13 protein-coding genes are annotated in these 15,506 nt (G+C 68.9%); 5 read left to right on the top strand and 8 right to left on the bottom strand.

Going from position 1 to position 15,506, the window contains the following annotated elements; translation table 11 throughout:
* Positions 1–32 precede the first annotated feature (32 nt).
* Positions 33–1,250 carry an MFS transporter gene (locus FHG54_RS06485; RefSeq protein WP_139416549.1) on the bottom strand — a complete coding sequence of 406 codons (1,218 nt, stop codon included), beginning with the start codon at positions 1,248–1,250 and terminating at the stop codon, positions 33–35.
* A gap of 228 nt (positions 1,251–1,478) precedes the next feature.
* Between FHG54_RS06485 and FHG54_RS06480 the strand changes: the two genes are divergently transcribed.
* The 4 genes from FHG54_RS06480 to narI are packed head-to-tail and all read left to right on the top strand — an operon-like array spanning position 1,479 to position 8,339.
* On the top strand, positions 1,479–5,231 hold the full coding sequence (locus tag FHG54_RS06480) for a nitrate reductase subunit alpha (protein ID WP_139416548.1): 3,753 nt from the start codon (positions 1,479–1,481) through the stop codon (positions 5,229–5,231).
* The gene (narH, locus tag FHG54_RS06475) at positions 5,231–6,871 is read left to right on the top strand and encodes a nitrate reductase subunit beta (RefSeq protein ID WP_139416547.1); all 1,641 of its coding nucleotides are present in this window, start codon (positions 5,231–5,233) and stop codon (positions 6,869–6,871) included. The genes FHG54_RS06480 and narH overlap by 1 nt, the downstream gene beginning before the upstream one ends.
* 32 nt (positions 6,872–6,903) lie before the next feature.
* Positions 6,904–7,578: a nitrate reductase molybdenum cofactor assembly chaperone gene (gene narJ / locus FHG54_RS06470; protein ID WP_232333715.1), complete on the top strand. Its 675-nt coding sequence runs from the start codon at positions 6,904–6,906 to the stop codon at positions 7,576–7,578.
* A complete protein-coding gene (gene narI, locus FHG54_RS06465) occupies positions 7,575–8,339 on the top strand; it encodes a respiratory nitrate reductase subunit gamma (RefSeq protein ID WP_139416545.1) in 765 nt (254 codons plus the stop codon). Before narJ ends, narI begins: the two co-directional genes overlap by 4 nt.
* Here narI and FHG54_RS06460 read toward each other — a convergent pair.
* From FHG54_RS06460 to FHG54_RS06430, 7 genes are all read right to left on the bottom strand, one after another.
* The gene (locus FHG54_RS06460) at positions 8,326–8,991 is read right to left on the bottom strand and encodes a phosphatase PAP2 family protein (RefSeq protein ID WP_139416544.1); all 666 of its coding nucleotides are present in this window, start codon (positions 8,989–8,991) and stop codon (positions 8,326–8,328) included. The two genes, narI and FHG54_RS06460, sit on opposite strands and share 14 nt — an antisense overlap.
* A 71-nt stretch (positions 8,992–9,062) precedes the next feature.
* Positions 9,063–10,337, bottom strand: a complete 1,275-nt coding sequence (locus FHG54_RS06455; RefSeq protein WP_139416543.1) for a multidrug effflux MFS transporter — start codon at positions 10,335–10,337, stop codon at positions 9,063–9,065.
* Between the two features lie 341 nt (positions 10,338–10,678).
* Positions 10,679–12,298: a chaperonin GroEL gene (gene groL / locus FHG54_RS06450; RefSeq protein WP_139416542.1), complete on the bottom strand. Its 1,620-nt coding sequence runs from the start codon at positions 12,296–12,298 to the stop codon at positions 10,679–10,681.
* 125 nt (positions 12,299–12,423) lie between these two features.
* Entirely contained in the window at positions 12,424–13,470 is a 1,047-nt protein-coding gene (locus tag FHG54_RS06445) for a DUF3048 domain-containing protein (protein ID WP_139416541.1), read from the bottom strand.
* Between the two features lie 77 nt (positions 13,471–13,547).
* A complete protein-coding gene (locus tag FHG54_RS06440) occupies positions 13,548–13,751 on the bottom strand; it encodes a cold-shock protein (protein ID WP_139416540.1) in 204 nt (67 codons plus the stop codon).
* A gap of 195 nt (positions 13,752–13,946) precedes the next feature.
* Positions 13,947–14,504 (bottom strand): LytR C-terminal domain-containing protein, encoded by a 558-nt coding sequence (locus FHG54_RS06435; RefSeq protein ID WP_139416539.1) that lies wholly within the window; start codon positions 14,502–14,504, stop codon positions 13,947–13,949.
* A gap of 27 nt (positions 14,505–14,531) precedes the next feature.
* Complete coding sequence (locus FHG54_RS06430) at positions 14,532–14,828, bottom strand: DUF3263 domain-containing protein (protein ID WP_139416538.1); 297 nt, start codon at positions 14,826–14,828, stop codon at positions 14,532–14,534.
* Positions 14,829–15,093: 265 nt separating this feature from the next.
* On the opposite strand from FHG54_RS06430, the gene msrB reads away from it, so the two are divergent.
* On the top strand, positions 15,094–15,495 hold the full coding sequence (gene msrB / locus FHG54_RS06425; protein WP_139416537.1) for a peptide-methionine (R)-S-oxide reductase MsrB: 402 nt from the start codon (positions 15,094–15,096) through the stop codon (positions 15,493–15,495).
* Positions 15,496–15,506 lie beyond the last annotated feature (11 nt).

Genomic DNA, 15,506 nt, shown 5'->3' with positions numbered 1-15,506 from the left:
AGGCTAGGCCCGCTGCTCGCGGGCGGCCGCCATCAGGAGCCCGGCCGCGCGTCGCGGAGCATGCCGGCGACGACGAGCGCGACGGCGCCGACGAGCACGAGCAGCCACAGCCCGAGTGCATAGGAGTTCGTCACGCTGGAGTACGTGGCGCCCATCACCAGCGGCGGGAAGTACCCGCCGAGACCGCCGGCCGCCGCCACGACCCCGGTCACCGCACCCACCTTGTCCTTCGGCGTCGACGGCCCGACCCAGGCGAAGACACCGCCCATGCCGAGCCCCATCGCCGCGGCCATCGCGAGGAACGTGGCGCCGGTGACGATGCCCTCCGGCGGTTGCTGGCCCACGACGTAGGCGAACGCGACGATGCCCGCGAGCGAGACGAGTGAGACGATCTTCGGCCCGAACCGGTCGGCCAGCACACCGCCGATCGGGCGGGCGACCACCGCGGCCACGGCGAACATCGCCGTGCGGGTGCCCGCGCCGATCGGGTCGACCTCGTCGGGGTAGATCGTGGTGAGGTACTTCGGCAGGAAGGTCGAGAAGGCGACGAAGCCGCCGAAGACGATGGCGTAGAGGAACGACATCTCCCACGTGATGCGGAGCCGGAGCGCCCCCATGACCTTCGGGATGAGCGGCTGGCGGCTCGCCTCCCAGACGGGCGAGTCGCGCAGGAAGAGCCACACCACGATCGCGGTCGCCACCATGACCCCCGCGATGAGCAGGTGGGTCGGCAGGTATCCGATGCTCTCGGCCAATCGCGGCGTGAAGAACGCCGAGACCGCGGTGCCGATCATGCCCATGCCGAACACGCCCGTCGCGAATCCCCGGCGCTTCGCCTCGTACCACGCGCTCGAGAACGGCACCCCGACGGCGAAGATCGTGCCGGCCACACCGAGCACGAAGCCCGCCACCATGAGCAGCGGGAAGTTCTTGAGGACGCCCGCCAGCGCGACGAGCAGCAGCGGCGGCACCGAAGCGAGCAGCACGAAGGTGAACATCCTGCGCCCGCCGAACCGGTCGGTGAGCGCGCCCACTGGGATGCGGCCGAGAGCTCCGACCAGCACCGGCATCGCGAGGATGAGCGAGATCTGCCCCTCATCGAGACCCATCTCGGTCGCGTACGTCTGCTGGAGCGGCGCGATCGCCATCCATGCCCAGAAGCCCACCGTCGACGCGAGGGTCGCCAGCAGGACCTGGCCGAACTGGCCCCGCAGCCCGGTTGCCTCGCGCCTCGTCGCCGTCGCCTGCATGTCGCCCCCCTGCTCGGCGGGATCATGAGGCCGCGCCGTCTGGTGCCGACCATATCGATACCCTTCCCGCTGCGCCAGCACCCGGCATCATCAGACGGTGCTTCCGCGGATCGATCAGTTGCGGCGAGGTTCTATGCCCCGCGATGGAACTCACGCATAATGGGCGGAAGACCGCGGCCGTGAAGCCGAGTTCATGGTGACACTCGCCGCCCGTTCAGGGAGGCCTCCGTGAGCCAAGCGTCCAGCACCTCGAACCAGCCGTCCACCGACGGCCCGCTCGCAGATGGGCTGCTCTCGCTCGGCCGTTTCCTGAGACCGGGCACGGTCTCGCCCGACCTGCGGTCGGTGTTCCTCGAGGGCGGCCGTCAGGGCGACGTGTTCTATCGCGACCGCTGGTCGCACGACAAGGTCGTGCGGTCGACGCACGGGGTGAACTGCACGGGCTCGTGCTCGTGGAAGGTGTACGTGAAAGACGGCATCATCACGTGGGAGACGCAGGAGACCGACTACCCATCGGTCGGTCCCGATTCACCCGAGTACGAACCCCGCGGCTGCCCGCGCGGCGCCGCGTTCAGCTGGTACACGTACTCGCCGACCAGGGTTCGCTACCCGTACATCCGAGGCGCGCTGCTCGGGCTCTACCGCGACGCGAAGCAGCGGGTCGGCGGCGACCCCGTCGACGCGTGGGCCGCGCTCATGTCCGACGCCGATGCCACCCGCGCCTACAAGCGGGCCCGCGGCAAGGGCGGACTCGTGCGGGCGACGTGGGACGAGGCGCTCGAGATCGTCGCGGCCGCGCACGTGCACACGATCAAGACCTATGGCCCCGACCGGATCGCGGGCTTCTCGCCGATCCCGGCGATGTCGATGGTCTCGCACGGCGCCGGGTCGCGGTTCATCAACCTCATCGGCGGCACCATGCAGTCGTTCTACGACTGGTACGCCGACCTGCCGGTCGCGAGCCCGCAGGTCTTCGGCGACCAGACCGACGTACCCGAGTCGGCCGACTGGTGGAACGCGAGCTACCTGATGATGTGGGGCTCGAACGTGCCGGTCACCCGCACCCCCGACGCGCACTTCATGACCGAGGCCCGATACCGCGGGCAGAAGGTCGTCACCGTCTCGCCCGACTACGCCGACAACACGAAGTTCGCCGACGAATGGCTGGCCCCGCATCCCGGCACCGACGCCGCCCTCGCGATGGCGATGGGCCACGTGATCCTCCGCGAGTTCCTCGTCGAACGGCGCACCCCGCGCTTCGCCGAGTACCTGAAGACGTATTCGGATGCCCCGTACCTGATCACCCTCGACCGCCGGGGTGATGCGTGGGTGCCCGGCAAGTTCGTCACCGCCGCCGACCTCGGCGGTTTCACGGCACGCGCAGGGAACGCCGCGTTCAAGACGGTCGTGCTGAACTCCAGGAGCGAGCCGGTCGTGCCGAACGGCTCGCTCGGCCATCGATTCGACGCCGACGCCGAGGGCTCGTGGAACCTCGATCTCGGCGACATCGATCCGCTGCTCTCGATCGCCGACGGGAACGTATGGCGCGGGGCATCCGTCGCCGTCGACCTGCCGCGCTTCGATGAAGCCCCTGAACCCGGAGGCGAACACGAGGGCGGCGCCGGCGCCGTGCGCCGCGGCGTGCCGGTCGCCCGCATCGGCGAGCACACCGTCACGACCGTGTTCGACCTGCTGCTCGCCCAGTACGGGGTGGGCCGAGACGGGCTCCCCGGCGACTGGCCCACCGGCTACGACGACGCCTCGACCCCGGGCACCCCGGCATGGCAGGAGGAGATCACCGGCGTTCCCGCTGAGAAGGCCGAGCGCATCGGCCGCGAATTCGCCGACAACGCCGAGAAGTCGGGCGGGCGATCGATGATCCTCATGGGTGCCGGCACGAACCACTGGTTCCATTCCGACACCATCTACCGCACGTTCCTCGCGCTCACCACGATGACCGGCTGCCAGGGCGTGAACGGCGGCGGCTGGGCCCACTACGTCGGCCAGGAGAAGGTGCGCCCCCTCACCGGGTACAACCAGTACGCGACCGGCTCCGACTGGTCGCGTCCCGGCCGACTGATGATCGGCACGGCGTTCTGGTACCTCGCGACCGACCAATGGCGCTACGACGGTCTCCCGGCCGACCAGCTCGCCTCACCGCTCGCGAAGGGCGCGTTCACGGGGCGCACGACGGCCGACTGCCTCGTCGAGTCCGCCAAGCGCGGCTGGATGCCGAGCTACCCGAGCTTCAACCGCAACCCGCTCGACCTCGTCGACGACGCGCGTGCCGCGGGGCGCGAGCCCGCCGACTACGTCGTCGAGAGCCTCGAAGACGGGTCGCTGAGATACGCCTGCGAAGACCCCGACGCCCCCGAGAACTTCCCGCGGGTCCTGAACGTCTGGCGCGCGAACATCCTCGGCTCGTCGGGCAAGGGCAACGAGTACTTCCTGAAGCACCTGCTCGGCACCGACTCCGCCGTGCGCGCCCCCGAGACGAGCCCCGACCGCCGGCCGAAGACGATGGAATGGCACGACGAGGCTCCAGAGGGCAAGCTCGACCTGCTCGCGACCACCGACTTCCGCATGACCTCGACGACCCTCTTCTCCGACGTCGTCTTCCCCGCGGCCACCTGGTACGAGAAGTACGACCTGTCGTCGACTGACATGCATCCGTTCGTGCACTCGTTCAACCCGGCCATCGCGCCGCCGTGGCAGACGAAGACCGACTTCGACCTGTTCCAGTTGCTCGCCAAGCGTCTCTCCGAGTTCGCCGTCGGGCACCTCGGCACCCGCACCGACCTCGTCGCGGCGCCGCTCATGCACGACACCCCCGACGCCATGGCCACGCCGCACGGCACGGTCGTCGAGGGCCTGCCGCCCAAGCCGGGCGTGACGATGCCGAAGCTCATCACGGTCGAGCGCGACTACACGGCCATCGCCGAGAAGATGACGACCCTCGGGCCGCTCGCGACGAAACTCGGCATGGTCACCAAGGGAATCGTGTTCGACCCGACGCCCGAGGTCGAGCGCCTGAAGCAGGTCAACGGAGTGGCCACGAGCGGGGCGGGCGCGGGGCATCCGCTGCTCGATACCGACATCAAGGCCTGCGAGGCGATCCTCTCGCTCTCGGGCACCACGAACGGGCGGCTCTCGGTGCAGGGCTTCGAGCAGCTCGAACGGCGCACCGGGCAGCAGATGGCCCACCTCGCCCGCGACCACGAGGGATCGCGCATCACCTTCGCCGATACGCAGGCGCGCCCCGTGTCGGTGATCACGAGCCCCGAGTGGTCGGGATCCGAGCACGGCGGGCGCCGCTACACCGCGTTCGCGATCAACGTCGAGCACCTGAAGCCGTGGCACACCCTCACCGGCCGCCAGCACTTCTACCTCGATCACGACTGGATGTCGGAGCTCGGCGAGAACCTGCCGATCTACCGGCCGCCCCTCGACCTGCACCGGCTGTTCGGCGATTCGCAGGTCGGGTCGACCGACGCGACCGGCGCATCGGGATCCGAGGGTCACGCCGAGGTCGCGGTGCGGTACCTCACGCCCCACTCGAAGTGGTCGATCCACTCGGAGTACCAGGACAACCTGTTCATGCTCTCGCTCTCGCGCGGCGGACCGACGATCTGGATGAGCCCGAAGGACGCCGAGAAGATCGGGGTGCGCGACAACGAGTGGATCGAGTCGTACAACCGCAACGGCGTCGTCGTCGCCCGCGCGATCGTCTCGCACCGCATGCCCGAGGGCACGGTGTACATGTACCACGCGAAGGATCGCACCGTCGACGTGCCGCGCACCGAGACGAGCGGCCTGCGCGGCGGCATCCACAACTCGCTCACCAGGGTGCTGCTGAAACCGAGCCACCTGATCGGCGGATACGCCCAGCTCAGCTTCGCGTTCAACTACCTGGGGCCGACCGGCAACCAGAGAGACGAGGTCACCGTGATCCGCCGCCGCAGCCAGGAGGTCGAGTACTGATGAAGGTCATGGCCCAGATGTCGATGGTCATGAACCTCGACAAGTGCATCGGATGCCACACATGCAGCGTCACCTGCAAGCAGGCGTGGACGAACCGCTCGGGCGTCGAGTACGTCTGGTTCAACAACGTCGAGACGCGGCCGGGCATCGGCTACCCGCGCGGATACGAAGACCAGGAGAAGTGGGGCGGCGGCTGGGTGCGCAACAAGCGCGGGCGCCTGAAGCTGCGCAGCGGCGGGAGGCTGAAGAAGCTCTCGCGCATCTTCTCGAACCCGAACCTGCCCGAGCTCCACGATTACTACGAGCCGTGGACCTACGACTACGACATGCTGCTGAACGCGCCGGCCGGCGAGCACACTCCCGTCGCCAAGCCGAAGAGCCTGCTCACCGGCGAAGACATGAAGATCTCGTGGTCGGCCAACTGGGACGACAACCTGGGCGGCTCGCGCGAGACGATGCAGGACGACCCGATCCTCCAACACATGAGCGAGCACGTCGCCGCCGAGTTCGAGCAGACCTTCATGTTCTACCTGCCCCGCATCTGCGAGCACTGCCTGAACCCGTCGTGCGTGGCCTCGTGCCCGTCGGGCGCCATGTACAAGCGCGTCGAAGACGGCATCGTGCTCGTCGACCAGGACGCCTGCCGCGGCTGGCGCATGTGCGTGAGCGGATGCCCGTACAAGAAGGTCTACTTCAACCACAAGACCGGCAAGGCCGAGAAGTGCACGCTCTGCTACCCGCGGCTCGAGGTCGGGCTGCCGACCGTGTGCTCGGAGACCTGCGTCGGGCGGCTCCGCTACCTCGGCCTCGTGCTCTACGACGCCGACAAGGTCGCCGAGGCCGCGTCGGTCGAAGACGAGACGCAGTTGCTCGACTCGCAGCGCGCGGTGTTCCTCGACCCGCACGACCCCGCGGTCGTCGAGGCTGCCCGCGAGGCGGGCATCCCCGAAGACTGGATCGATGCGGCGCAGCGCAGCCCCATCTGGAAGCTCATCAACGACTACAAGGTGGCGCTGCCGCTGCACCCCGAGTACCGCACGATGCCGATGGTCTGGTACATCCCGCCGCTCTCGCCCGTGGTCGACGTCGTGGCCTCCTCCGGCAACGACGGCGAAGACGCGCGCACCCTCTTCGCGGCGATCGACCGGCTCCGCATTCCCATGGAGTACCTCGCGGGGCTCTTCACCGCCGGCGACGTGCCCGCCGTCGCCGGCTCGCTGCGCAAGCTCGCTGCGATGCGATCGCACATGCGCCGCGTCAACCTCGGCGAACAGCAGGATCCGTCGATCGCGGCATCCGTCGACATGACGGGAACCGAGATCGAGGAGATGTACCGCCTGCTCGCGATCGCGAAGTACGAAGAGCGCTACGTGATTCCCGCCGCCCACACCGAGCAGGCGCGTGAACTCGACGAACTCGCGTGCTCGCTCGACTACGACGGCGGACCGGGCATGGGAGGCGCCGGCCCGTTCGGCGCGGCCAGCGGAGATCAGGTTCCCGTGGCGGTCGAGAACTTCCACGCGCTGAAAGACCGGCAGACCGCCGACCGCCCGTCGACGCCCGGCCGGGTCAATCTGCTCAACTGGGACGGCAACGGCAGCCCCGGCGGCCTGTTCCCTCCGAACAAGGACGGCAACTGATGCGACTCCCACTGCAGATTCGACTGAATCGGATGCCGCGGCCCGTCGAGACCCTGAAGCTCACGCCCGAGCAACGCCGTGTGGCGCACATGGCCGCATCGCTGCTGCTCGAATACCCCGGGCCGGAGTTCGCGACGCGGATGCCCCTGATCGAGTCATCCGTCGCCGCCCTGCCCGAGCCGCTCGCGGCCGAGTTCGCGACCTTCCTCGGCCACGCGCGCGCCGTGTCGTCGACGGCGCTCGAACAGGAGTACGTCGCGACGTTCGACCTCAAGCGGAAGTGCTGCCTGTACCTCAGCTACTACGCCGCGGGCGACACCCGTCGGCGCGGCACCGCGCTCGTGGCGTTCCTCGAGGCGTACCGCGCCGCGGGCTGGGAGTTCGAGGCCGATGAACTGCCCGACTTCCTGCCCGCTGTGCTCGAGTTCTCGGCACGCAGCGACTCGCCCGTGGCCGCCGAGCTCATCGCCGCCCACCGCGAGGGGCTCGAGGTGCTGCGGGCTGCGCTCGCCCGCATCGACAGTCCGTACGCGGCCGTGGCGAGCGCCGTGTGCATGTCGCTGCCCGAGATCGACGACGCGACCCGTGAGCGATACCTGACGCTCGTGAACGAGGGGCCACCGACCGAGACGGTCGGGCTCTCGTTCCTCGGCAACCTGGCGCCGTATTCGCCGACGGGCGCACCCCATGAGGAGGTCCGGGCATGAACGGCGATGCACTCTCGATCCTGCTCTGGGTGGCGCTGCCGTACGCGGCGTTCGCGACATTCGTGGTCGGTCACGTCTGGCGCCACCGGTACGACAAGTTCGGCTGGACCACGCGCTCGAGCCAGGTGTACGAGAACCGGCTGCTGCGGTGGGGATCGCCGATGTTCCACCTCGGCATCCTGTTCGTGATCGCGGGTCACTTCGTGGGCCTCATCATTCCGCGGGAGTGGCTCTACGCGATCGGCATCGACGAGCACATGTACCACATCGGCGCGACCGTGCTCGGCACGGCGGCGGCCGTGCTCACCATCGCCGGGATCGTCATCCTCATCTACCGCCGCCGCACCGTCGGAACGGTGTTCCTCGCGACGACGGCCATGGACAAGGTCATGTACGTCTTCCTCGGCGCGACGATCGCGTTCGGCACCGCGGCGACGGTGATGTACCAGGTGCTCGGTCCAGGGTACGAGTACCGCGGCACGATCGGCCCGTGGTTTCGCAGCCTCATCTTCCTGCAGCCCCAGCCCGAGCTGATGGCCGACGTGCCGCTCGCCTTCCAGCTGCACGTGGTGACCGCGACCCTGCTGTTCGCGCTCTGGCCGTTCACGCGGCTCGTGCACGTGTTCTCGGCGCCGATCGGCTACCTGTTCAGGCCGTACATCGTCTACCGGTCACGCGACGACCAGCGCTCGAACCGCAAGCCCCGGCGCGGGTGGGAACCGATCGAGAAACCCGACCCGAAGAAGCTCACCCGGCTCTGATCCTTCGTTCCCGCTCGAGCGGGCGCGCGAGCGCCGCCCAGAGCAGCAGCGCGATGCCGACCCCCGCGAGTGCCCCGCCGACCGTGTCGGTCAGCCAGTGCGCGCCGAGGTAGGTGCGACTGAAGGCCATCAGCAGTGTGTACACCGCGCCGGCCACCCACACCCACGTGCGCGGAACGAGCACGCCGACGACCACTGCGATCGTCGCGGCGTTGGCGACATGGCCCGACGGGAACGATCCGAAGTCTGAGACGACGATCATGTCTTCGGGCCTCGCCCGCCCGAACAGTTGCTTGAGCACCTGCACGACGCCGGCGCTCGCCGCCGACGCCGCGATGAAATACAGGGCGCCCCATGGACGGCGCACGATGAGCAGCACGATCGCAGCCCCGATCGGCACGACGAACACACCGATGTCGCCTCCGCCCACGGTGTTCATGGCGTAGGCGAACCAGTCGCCGACGGGAGTGCGCAGGCTCACCGCGAACTCCGCCCACGCCTCGTCGACGGCGAGCGGCATGCTGCCCGTCCAGACGGTGACCAGCATGCCGAGCAGGGCGGCAAGCACGAGGGCCGACGCTCCGGCGATGACGACCGGCGCGCGCCGCACGCCGCGCACGGTCGCCGACGTCTCGGCAGATTCGCTCGTCATGCCCTCACGCTACCGGCGGCGCCGCGGCATCCGCGTCATGCCCGGCCGATTCGGCGACGGATGTCGCGGCCTCACTCGCTGAGCGGCGGCACCGTCTTCGGGCGCACCAGGAGCCAGAGCGCAGCGACGGCCACGACCGCCGCGAGCACCATCACGAGCGCCATGGGCACGGCGCTGCCGACCCCCATGAGGCCGATGAGCGGCGAGATGACGCCCGCGAGGCCGAAGTTCAGCGCACCGAGCAGCGACGCAGCGGTGCCGGCCTCAGCTCCGTGGTGCGCGAGGGCGAGCACCTGCACGGCCGGGAACGAGAAGCCGCACGCGAGGATGTAGAACCACAGCGGGATCGCCGTGCCCCAGAACCCGGCGCCAGAACTGTCGAGGATCATGATCGTCGCGGCCATCGCGAGGTGCACGACCGTCGTGGCGGCGAGGATCCACTGCGGCTGCACCGGGCCGCGCATGAGGCGGGCACTCGTCTGTACGCCGATGATGACGCCGACGGAATTGACCGCGAACAGCAGTCCGTACTCCTGCGCGTTGAACGCGTAGACCTCCTGGAAGAGGAACGACGAGGTCGAGAGGTAGCTGAACAGCCCCGTGAACGTCATGCCGCCGATGATCGCCGCGCCGAGGTAGACCCGGTCGCGGAAGAGGGCTGCGTAGCGATCGCGGAGCGTCGTGTGACCCGAGACTCCGCGCTGCGAGGCGGGCAGGGTCTCGACGATGAAGAACGCGACCGCGACGACGACGGCCGCACCGTAGATCGCGAGCACCACGAAGATGCCGCGCCAGTCCATGACCGAGAGCAGTTGCGATCCGATGACCGGCGCGATGACGGGTGCGAGACCGTTGACGAGGGCGAGGCGCGAGAGCATGCGAACGAGCGGCTTGCCGCCGAAGAGGTCGCGCACCATGGCCATGGCGACGACGCCGCCGGCGGCGGCCCCGAAGCCCTGCAACAAGCGGAAGACCGAGAGCCACACGATGTCGGGCGCGAAGGCCGCGGCGAGGGATGCCGCGATGTGCAGGGCCGTCGCGAGGATGAGCGGAAGGCGGCGACCCACCTTGTCGCTCCATGGTCCGACGATGAGCTGACCGAGTCCGAAGCCGACCATCGTGCCGGTCAGGGTGAGCTGCACCGCCGCCGCTGAGACGCCGAGCTCTTCCTGCAGCACGGGGAACGCCGGCAGGTAGAGGTCGATCGTGAACGGCCCGAGGGCGGTGAGCGCACCGAGCACGAGCACGTAGACGAGCCGCTGCCGGCGGGTGAGGCGGTCGCCCGGGTGCGCCGGCTGCCGGTAGTCGTCGGGACGGATGACGGGGATGGAAGAAGTGACGGACATGCGAGTTCCTGAGCGGGGTCGAGCGTGAGCTGGGCGGGGCACGTCCTCGGACACCCGGTGAATGGTGATGGCGTCGTCACACGGACGCCGCCGATCGAGGATCCAAGGCGGACTGCGCGGCCTCGAATCGATTCGACAACCCTTCATCATACCGCGCGGAAAGCTGAGAACAACCCCCGAGCGGAAACGACGATGGGCGCCTCCCCGGAGGGAGACGCCCATCTTGGTGCGTCGGATCAGGCGTGTGCGTCAGATCAGGCGCGGACCGGGCTTCGAGACGACCGACTGAAAGCGCCGGTCACCGGGCCCCGACCACCACGGGAGCTGCGCTCCGCTCAGGATCAGAAGTCCATGCCGCCGGTCGGGTCGGCGACCGGAGCCGGGTTCTTCTCGGGCTTGTCGGCGACGACGGCCTCGGTGGTGAGGAAGAGGCCGGCGATCGACGCTGCGTTGAGCAGTGCCGAGCGGGTGACCTTCACCGGGTCGTTGATGCCGGCGGTGAGCATGTCGACGTACTCGCCGGTCGCGGCGTTCAGGCCCTGGCCGAGGGGGAGGTTGCGCACACGGTCGACCACGACTCCCGGCTCGAGGCCGGCGTTGAGGGCGATCTGCTTGAGCGGCGCGTCGACCGCGACGCGAACGATGTTCGCACCGGTCGCCTCGTCGCCCGAGAGGTCGAGCTTCTCGAAGGCGGACTTGCCGGCCTGGATGAGGGCGACGCCGCCACCGGCCACGATGCCCTCTTCGACGGCGGCCTTCGCGTTGCGAACGGCGTCTTCGATGCGGTGCTTGCGCTCCTTGAGCTCGACCTCGGTCGCCGCACCCGCCTTGATGACGGCGACGCCGCCCGCGAGCTTGGCGAGGCGCTCCTGGAGCTTCTCGCGGTCGTAGTCGGAGTCGGTGTTCTCGATCTCCTTGCGGATCTGCGCGACGCGGCCGGCGATGGCCTCCTCGTCGCCGCCACCTTCGACGATGGTCGTCTCGTCTTTGGTGATGATGACCTTGCGAGCCGTGCCGAGCAGGTCGAGGGTGACGTTCTCGAGCTTGAGGCCGACCTCCTCGGAGATGACCTGGCCACCGGTGAGGGTCGCGATGTCCTGCAGCTGCGCCTTGCGACGGTCACCGAAGCCGGGAGCCTTGACGGCGACCGACTTGAAGATGCCGCGGATCTTGTTGACGATCAGGGTCGCAAGCGCCTCGCCGTCGACGTCTTCCGCGATGATGAGGAGCTGCTTGCCGGTCTGGATGACCTTGTCGACGATGGGCAGCAGGTCTTTGATGTTCGAGACCTTGCTGTTCACGATCAGCACGTAGGGGTCTTCGAAGACCGCTTCCTGGCGCTCGGGGTCGGTCACGAAGTACGCCGACAGGTACCCCTTGTCGAAGCGCATGCCCTCGGTCAGCTCGAGCTCGGTGCCGAAGGTGTTCGACTCCTCGACGGTGACGACGCCCTCCTTGCCGACCTTGTCGATCGCCTCGGCGATGAGTGCACCGATCTGCTCGTCGGCGGCGGAGATCGAGGCGGTCGCTGCGATCTCCTCCTTCGTCTCGACGTCCTTCGCGTTGGCGAGGAGCTCGACCTCGACGGCCTGGACGGCCTTCTCGATGCCGCGCTTCAGCGAGATCGGGTCTGCGCCGGCTGCGACGTTGCGCAGGCCCTCGCGCACGAGCGCCTGGGCGAGCACGACCGAGGTCGTGGTGCCGTCACCGGCGACGTCGTCGGTCTTCTTGGCGACCTCCTTGACGAGCTCGGCGCCGATCTTCTCGTACGGGTCGTCGAGCTCGATCTCCTTGGCGATCGACACGCCGTCGTTCGTGATGGTGGGGGCGCCCCACTTCTTCTCGAGCACGACGTTGCGACCGCGCGGGCCGAGGGTCACCTTCACCGCATCGGCGAGCGTGTTGAGGCCGCGTTCGAGGCCGCGACGGGCCTCCTCGTTGAAAGCAATGATCTTTGCCATGTGTGTTTCTCGTCCCTTCTCGGACGTCTTCAAAGATTCGTTGGGTTAGCACTCAAATCGAGTGAGTGCCAACTCGATTCTGGCACTCGACCGCCATGAGTGCAAGCGAGCCCGAGCCTGTCCGCTCAGGGCGTGAAGGTCGCCGAACCCTCGCCTGGCACGAGTTCGACCCAGGTGTTGCCCGGCGCAAGACGCAGCGGCGAGCCGTCGTCTGCGGTGAGGGTGATCGGCGTGTCCGCGGCATCCTTCGCCCAGGTGCCGTGCGCCGTGCGGCCCGCGACCGACACCCACGCCTCGCCCGAGCCGATCATGACGGTCTTCGGCACCTCGCCGTAGCTCCAATCGATGCCGACCCGCAGCGTCACGACGTTCGTCGCGCGCACCCGCTCGGCCGAGGACTCCAGGTCGGGTGCGCCCTCCTGCGAGCGCAGCCAGACGGATGCCGCGGCATCCCATTCCCATGCGGGGAACCGTGCATCCGAGAAGACGAGGTCGATGCGCGATGTCGGTGTCGCAACGAGCGCCGGCTCGGCGAGCGGGTCGGCGGAGCCGTACGCGAACTGCGGCGGCGGCGGCGCGAGCGAGGAATTGCGCGAGACGGCCTCCGCAGAACGGAGGATCACGTCGTGCGGACCCGGCCGTTCATCGCCCCGGAAGAAGAGTCCCGTGTCGTCGTAGTCGAAGACGACGTTGACGAGCGGCGTCGCCATCATCATCTCGACGAACTGCTCCTGGCCACCCGAGTAGGCGATGATGCCGCCGAACGGCGAGGCGATGTCGGGATCCATCGGCCGGATCGATCGCACGGGACCGATCTCGTCGGGGATGTCGGAGTGCCAGATCGCGACGTAGCGGGTGATGCCGCCCTCGACGAGTTCCTCGAAGACGAGGTCGGTGCGGTTCAACGCGATCTGCGGACGCGCAGCCTCGTGGTTGTCGATCTTCGCGGCGAGCGAGGGGTGGGCCATCGCCGCGGCGTCTGCGGGCGTACCGCGAAGGGGTGCGAACGAGACGGCCGATGCCGCGGCATCGGCCGTCGGCCTGGCCGGCTCGCCCTGATCGGGGCGCTGTTCACCGGGAACCGACTGGCATCCCGCCAGAAGCAGGGCGGCCGCGACGAGCAGCGCGGGGCGCGCCCCCCGACGCCCGACCGGCGCAGACTGCGTTGCCATGCCGTCAGCGTAGCCGCGAGCACCGCGGGGCAGGCGGGAACGCGCCGCCGGGGCGGCGGCGCGTTCCCGAAGCCTCGTCAGGCCGGGCGGACCGCTTCGGCCTGCGGGCCCTTCGAGCCCGTGCCGACCTCGAAGACGACCTGCTGGCCCTCTTCGAGCACTTTGTACCCGGCCATGTCGATCGCCGAGAAGTGAACGAAGACGTCTTGCCCTCCATCATCGACGGTGATGAATCCGTAGCCCTTTTCAGCGTTGAACCACTTGACGGTTCCGTTCGCCATGCGTTGCTCCCATGTTGCCGTGTCCGATCAAGCACGCGCCCGTGGCCTGTGCCGGGCCGCTCAGTCGCGTGCAGGGCGCCGGTACGGAACCCCGCCGCGCCGGAGAGCGGCCGCATCCAGATACTCACGACCGGGCGCTCCTGCACAAGGGGCTGCGAAGCTGTGCGGATATCGGAATGGCAACGATTCGCGGGATCAGCCCGCCGGCGGGGCCGCCACTGCCGTCGCGTAGTCGGAACCGAGCACGACGACGAGCTGATTGCCGGTGGCGAGGAACTGGTCGGACACGCGCACATCGGCCTCGGGAAGGAACTGCGCGACGCCGCGAGCTGCGCCCTCGAGCTCGGGGGTCGCGTAGTACACGACCGTCTCGGTGAGCGTTTCTTCGCTGGCGTTCGCCGTCGATCCGACGGGCACCCCGTTGGCCGTGAGCGTCTCTGCGGCCTGCGCCGCGAGCCCCGACGTCGCGGTGCCGTTCAGCACGAGCACGGGGATGTCGGGGGCGACCACGGGCTCGGCGGTCTCGACCGGTGCTGCGCTCGGCGTCGCGACGGGCGGGTCGCCGAAGCTCAGGCGATCGTTGAAGAGCATGACGCCGCCGATGCCGACGGCGACGAGCACGACCGTCGCGAGCGTCGCCCAGCCGAACGCGATCCAGCCTGCACCTCGACGCGCCGGCGCTCGATGCGCACCGACACGGTCGATGCCGTGCGGGATCGAGTCGAAACGATCGCGGGGGAACTTCTGCGCCATGGGTCCAGTCAGGTGTCGGGGCCGTGCTCAGTCGAGCGGTCGGCCGGTCGAGAGCGAACGCCGCGTTCGCGCCGCCGCTCGGGCTGCACGCATCCGCTGCAGTCGCTTGATCAGCATCGGGTCGTGCCGGAGAGCGGCGGGCGTGTCGATGAGCTCGCCGAGAATCCGATAGTACCGGGCGGCCGAGATGCCGAACTCGTCGAGGATCGCCTCGGCCTTCGCGCCGGGGTGCTGCCAGGCACGGGCCTCGAACGCGAGCACCTCGACGGCACGCTCGTCGAGCGCCGGATCGGCGGGACGGTTCGGCAGGCGCTCGGCGCTCATCCGACCTCCCGTCGCGGCGAGCACGGTGCACCGCCTGCTCGTCATCCTAGACACCGCGAGCCGTGCACGAGCCGAGCGGCGACGGCGTGTGCCCTCCGCCCGCAGACCGCGCGCAGGCCGCGCGCAGGATCAGGCGAGGCGACGGCACCCTTCGCAGGTCTCGGCGGAACACATCGGTGCGACGCCGCGTTGCAACCGATGTCGGTATCCACAGGCAGACCTGCAAGCATGGAGAGGCATCCACGCGAGCACCGGAAGGACCATCATGGCGTACAACGTTCAGAAGACCGACGACGAGTGGCGCGCCGAACTCGGCGCCGAGCAGTTCGCCGTGCTGCGCGAGGCCGCGACCGAACGCCCGTGGACGGGCGAACTCCTCGATGAGGAGCGCGCCGGGGTCTACTCGTGCGCCGCCTGCGACGCCGAGTTGTTCAAGAGCGGCACGAAGTTCGACTCGGGTTGCGGCTGGCCGAGTTTCTACGAGTCCGTGCGGCCCGAGGCGGTCACGCTCATCGAGGACTCCTCGCTCGGCATGGTGCGCATCGAGGTGCGCTGCGCCAATTGCGGTTCGCACCTCGGCCACGTCTTCCCCGACGGCTTCGGCACCCCGACGGGCGACCGCTACTGCATGAACTCCCTCGCCCTCGACTTCACCGCCGAGTCCTGAGTGGGCTCGCC

The sequence above is a fragment of the Agromyces laixinhei genome (genome assembly GCF_006337065.1).
GTDB classification, from domain to species: Bacteria; Actinomycetota; Actinomycetes; order Actinomycetales; family Microbacteriaceae; genus Agromyces; species Agromyces laixinhei.
This window is presented reverse-complemented; position numbering and strand designations above follow the sequence as displayed.